This window comes from Streptomyces sp. RP5T (assembly GCF_003933965.1).
GTDB lineage: Bacteria > Actinomycetota > Actinomycetes > Streptomycetales > Streptomycetaceae > Streptomyces.
Genome location: NZ_RSAJ01000616.1, coordinates 1 through 4,795, shown reverse-complemented (window position 1 = coordinate 4,795; position 4,795 = coordinate 1). Strand labels below are relative to the sequence as shown.

Below are 4,795 nucleotides of genomic sequence, written 5' to 3'. Positions count from 1 at the left end.
CCTGGGGCGGGGCCGCCTTCGACGGCAAGGGGTACGCCGAGGCCCGGTACACCAGGGACGCGGCCTACGAGCGGCGCTTCCAGCTGACCAACCTCGCCAACGGCATCACCGTGCACAACGTCTACATGACCTTCGGCGGCACCTCGTGGGGCTGGCTGCCCGCGCCGCAGGTCTACACGTCGTACGACTACGGGGCGGCCATCGACGAGGCCCGTCGCCCGACGCCCAAGCTCGCTCCCCAGCACCAGCTGGGCCATCTCCTGCGGACCGTGCCGGACTTCGCCAAGCTGGACCGGGCCGACCCGGTGCGGGCCGCGGACGAGCGGCTGAAGGTCTACCACCTGACCAACCCGGACACCGCCTCCCATGTGTACGTCGTGCGCAACGACACCGACGCGCCGGTCACGACGTCGATCCCGGACGCCGGGATCGACGTGGCCTTCACCGTCGCCCCTCACGACGCCCGACTGCTCGCCGCGAACCTGCAGTTGGGCGGACGCAGGCTCAAGTACGCCACCGCGCAGCCCATGATGTACCTGAAGGTCGGGCGGATGGACGTCGCCGTGTTCACGGCCCCGCACGGCGAGATGGCCCAGGTCCTGCTGGAGTGCCCGGAGGAGCCGCTGGTCACCCGGGGCGACGCGGAACCCGCGTGGAACTACGACCTCGGCGTCCTGAGGATCACCGTGCCGGTGGGCTCCGGCGGTCCGGCCCGGGTGCGCGTCGAGGGCGGCGGCAGCGACACCCCGCTGCTGCTGATCTTCGCCGACGACCCCTGGTCGCTGCGGCTGTTCCCGGTGGACACCCCGACCGGGCCGGTGCTGGTGTACGGGCCGTCGCTGGTGCGCGGGGTCACCCTGGACGGCGCGACCGCACATCTGACCGGCGACACCGTCAAGGGCACCGGCATGGAGGTGTGGGGGCCGCGCGGCATGGCCCGCATCACCTGGAACGGGCGCCCACTGCGCACCTCCCCCACCCCGATGGGCGGCCTGCGGGCCGACATGCCGACCGCGTCCGGACAGCTCCCCGTCCCGGCCGTCGGCCAGGTGCGGCTGCCGGCGCTCGGCAACTGGCGGCGCCGCAACGAGAACTTCGAGGCCCTCCCGGACTACGACGACTCCGGCTGGACCCCGGCCGACCGTACGGGCTCGTACAGCGTCACCCCGGTCCCGAAGGGGCAGCCGGTCCTGTTCGCCGACGACTACGGCTTCCACTACGGCGACGTCTGGTACCGGGGTCGCCTGACGGACGCGGCGGACCTGGAGTCGGTGTCCCTGGCGTACAGCACGGGCACGCAGGGGCTGCTGATGGCGTGGCTGGACGGCGAGCCGCTGGGCACGCACCGTTTGCCGGTGCCGGACAGGAGCACCGCGCGCAGGGGGAGTTGGACGGCCACGGCCGACTTCGACGTGCCGCCGCCCACCGGGCACGCGCCCCGCGTCCTGTCCGTGCTGGTGCGGCGGATGGCGCACGACATGGACGGCGGGTCCGCCGACTCCCACAAGGTGGCCCGCGGACTGACCGCTGTCACCTTCAAGGGTGGTTCCCCGAAGGCGAGTTGGCGCCTCCAGGGCGAGACGGCGCCCGATCCGGTGCGCGGACCGCTCAACAACGGCGGGCTGTACGGGGAACGCAAGGGCTGGCACCTGCCGGGATTCCACGAAGAGCACTGGGAGGACACGGAGTTGCCGCGCGCCGACCGGCGCCAGGGGGTCACCTGGTACCGGACGACGTTCCGGCTCGCCGTGGACACCGGCATCGATGCCTCCGTCGGCCTCACCCTCGACGACGACCCGAAGCGCGCCTACCGCGTCCAGATCTTCCTCAACGGCTGGAACATGGGCCAGTACGTCAACGACGTGGGCCCGCAGCACACCTTTGTCCTGCCCAACGGCATCCTGCGCACCCGGGGCATCAACACCCTGGCACTGGCGGTGCTGTCCGACGGGACGACGGAGTCCGGGCCCGGGGACGTACGGCTGAGCCTGCTGGGAGCCTCGGCGGGAGGTGTACCCGTCACACCGGTGGACTCCCCCGGCCGCTAGCCCGCCGTCCTCGAACTCCGTCCGCCCGTGCCCCGAGGGCGCCGGCGGGTTCCTGTGCGAAACCTGCCGACGCCCTCGGGGACCCTGGTCAGGCCAGCCGGATCACGTTCCAGGACAGCGGCTCCAGTACGGCGGTGAGGGTGCCGTCCTTCAGTGCGGTGCCCTCGGCCGTGTGCGGGGCGACCCGGTCGGGGTCGTCCAGGGTGTTGCGGGCGTCCGGGTCGGCGTCGGCGAGGACGCTGTGCTCGACGACGTCCGTCAGGCCGAGGCCGCTCAGGGCGACTTCGAGCGGCAGCGGCTCGGTCCGGCTGCGGTTGACGGCGAACACGGTGACCGAGCCGTCCTCGGCGCGGACCGCGGTGGCGTGCAGGAGGTCGGCCTCGCCGTACTTCTTCGTCTCGTACGTCGGCGAGTCGACCCGTACGTCCAGGACCTCGCCGCGGCCGTGGCGCGAGGCCTGGGCGAACGGGAAGAAGGTCGTCTGGCGCCAGGCCGGGCCGCCGGGCTCGGTCATGATCGGGGCGATCACGTTGACGAGCTGGGCGAGACAGGCGACGGTCACGCGGTCCGCGTGCCGCAGCAGGGCGATGAGGAGGGACCCGAAGACGACCGCGTCCAGGACGCTGTAGTTGTCCTCCAGGAGGCGGGGGGCCTCCGCCCAGTCGCGCGTGCCGGAGTTCTCGATCTCGTGCCACCGCTCGATGTACCAGACGTTCCACTCGTCGAAGGAGAGGTTGATCTTCTTCTTCGACTTCAGCTTCGCGCCGATGTGGTCGGCGGTGGCGACCACGTTCTCGATGAAGGACTCCATGTCGACCGCGGAGGCCAGGAAGGAGTCGATGTCACCGTCCTCGGGCTGGTAGTAGGCGTGCAGGGAGATGTGGTCGACGAGGTCGTACGTCTCCTCCAGGACCGTCGCCTCCCACGCGGCGAAGGTCGGCATGGCCTGGCTGGAGGAGCCGCAGGCGACGAGTTCGACACCGGGGTCCATCTGCCGCATCGCGCGGGCGGTCTCGGCGGCGGTACGGCCGTACTCCTGGGCGGTCTTGTGGCCGGTCTGCCAGGGTCCGTCCATCTCGTTGCCCAGGCACCAGAGCTTGATGCCGAAGGGGTCCTTGTCGCCGTGCGCGGCACGGAGGTCGGACAGGGCCGTGCCGGCGGGGTGGTTGGCGTACTCCTGGAGTTCGAGGGCCTCGGCGACGCCGCGGGTGCCGAGGTTGAGGGCCATCATGGGCTCGGCCTGCGGGCCGATCTTCTTCAGGAAGGAGATGTACTCGGAGAGGCCGAAGCGGTTGGTCTCGGTGGAGCGCCAGGCGAGGTCGAGGCGGCGGGGGCGCTCCTCGACGGGGCCGACGGAGTCCTCCCACTTGTAGCCGGAGACGAAGTTGCCGCCGGGGTAGCGGATGGCGGTGACGCCGAGTTCCCGGACGAGCTCCAGGACGTCGGTGCGGATGCCGTCCTCGTCGGCGGTGGGGTGGCCGGGTTCGAAGACACCGGTGTAGACGCAGCGGCCGAGGTGTTCCACGAAGGAGCCGAAGACACGGGGGTTGACCTGGCCGACCGTGAAGGCGGGGTCGAGGGTGAAGCGGGCGGTGGACTTGCTCATGGGGACCTTTCAGGAACGGAATTGCTTGACAACCGGCCAGTCACGCACCCAGCCGAGCCTGTTCAGGCCCAGCTTGGGTGTGCCGTTGTCCTCTGCGTCGTAGTAGTGGTAGGCCAGCCAGTCCTGGCCGCGGGTGCGGAAGACGGACTCGCCTCCCGTGCCGAGGTACCTCCCGTGTCCTGCCAGCAGCAGGTCGCCGCCGCCCTCCAGCAGCGGTGTGCCCTTGCTGTCGGTGTACGGGCCGGTCACCGACGTGGACCGGCCCACCCTGATCCTGTACGTGGAGTTCACTCCCGCACAACAGGTGTCGTAGGAGGCGAAGAGGTAGTAGTAGCGGCCGTGCCGCACGACGGACGGGCCCTCGACCGCGTACGGGGCGTCGGGGCGGGTGGCGAGGTGGTGGACGGTGGCGTTCTCGACGGCCTTGCCCGTCCCCGGGTTCAGCTCCACCATGCGGATGCCGGTCCAGTACGAGCCGAACGACATCCACAGCCTGCCGTCCGCCCGGACGACCGCCGGGTCGATGGCGTTCCAGGAGTCGGTGGTCCCTGAGGTGAGGACCTTGCCGTGGTCGGTCCAGGTGCCGGGGAGGCCGGACGGGGAGGTGGCCACGCCGATCGCGGAGTGGTTGGTGCCCCAGGACGAGACGGCGTAGTAGAGCCAGTAGCGACCCGCGCGGTACGAGACGTCGGGCGCCCAGGGGTCCCCGGTGTCGTTGTACTCGTACCACCAACTCGGCGGCTCGGCGAAGGCGTTGCCGGCGTCGGTCCAGTGCGTGAGGTTCCTGGACAGCCGGGCGCCTATCACCCCGCCGGTCGAATAGGCCACGTAGCCGCCGGACTTGAGCTGGATGACGGTCGGGTCGTGGATGATCTGCTGTCCGCTGATCCCAAGAGGGTCGGGGTAACCGGTGTCCGCCCGTGCCGCGCCCGGCAGCAGGGCCAGGACGGCGGCGGCCAGGACGCTGACGACTCCGAGACGCTTCAACTGGGCCTCCTTGCGGTGACGGTGGCCCGCCGGGGCCGGACGAGACGGGTGTGGCACCGCGGTCCGGGTGACAGCGAAGGGTCGACCGCACGGCCGCCGCCGAGCTGGGCGGATCCGGCTGATGCCACGAGGAGACACCCGCCCCCACCGAACC

At 71.1% G+C, this 4,795-nt stretch carries 3 protein-coding genes; 1 reads left to right on the top strand and 2 read right to left on the bottom strand.

From position 1 onward, the window contains the following. Positions 1-2,048 (top strand): beta galactosidase jelly roll domain-containing protein (locus tag EHS43_RS37665; RefSeq protein WP_125195118.1); only part of this gene is annotated, 2,048 nt, incomplete at its 5' end. A gap of 88 nt (positions 2,049-2,136) precedes the next feature. Here EHS43_RS37665 and EHS43_RS37660 read toward each other — a convergent pair. Both EHS43_RS37660 and EHS43_RS37655 read right to left on the bottom strand, forming a co-directional pair. After that, entirely contained in the window at positions 2,137-3,654 is a 1,518-nt protein-coding gene (locus tag EHS43_RS37660; RefSeq protein WP_125195117.1) for an alpha-N-arabinofuranosidase, read from the bottom strand. Between the two features lie 9 nt (positions 3,655-3,663). Continuing rightward, positions 3,664-4,641 (bottom strand): arabinan endo-1,5-alpha-L-arabinosidase, encoded by a 978-nt coding sequence (locus EHS43_RS37655; protein WP_125195116.1) that lies wholly within the window; start codon positions 4,639-4,641, stop codon positions 3,664-3,666. Positions 4,642-4,795 lie beyond the last annotated feature (154 nt).

Coding starts and splice junctions, on each gene's coding strand:
- EHS43_RS37660 (WP_125195117.1), bottom strand. CDS start 3,654: ATGAGCAAGTCCACCGCCCGCTTCACCCTCGACCCCGCCTTCACGGTC.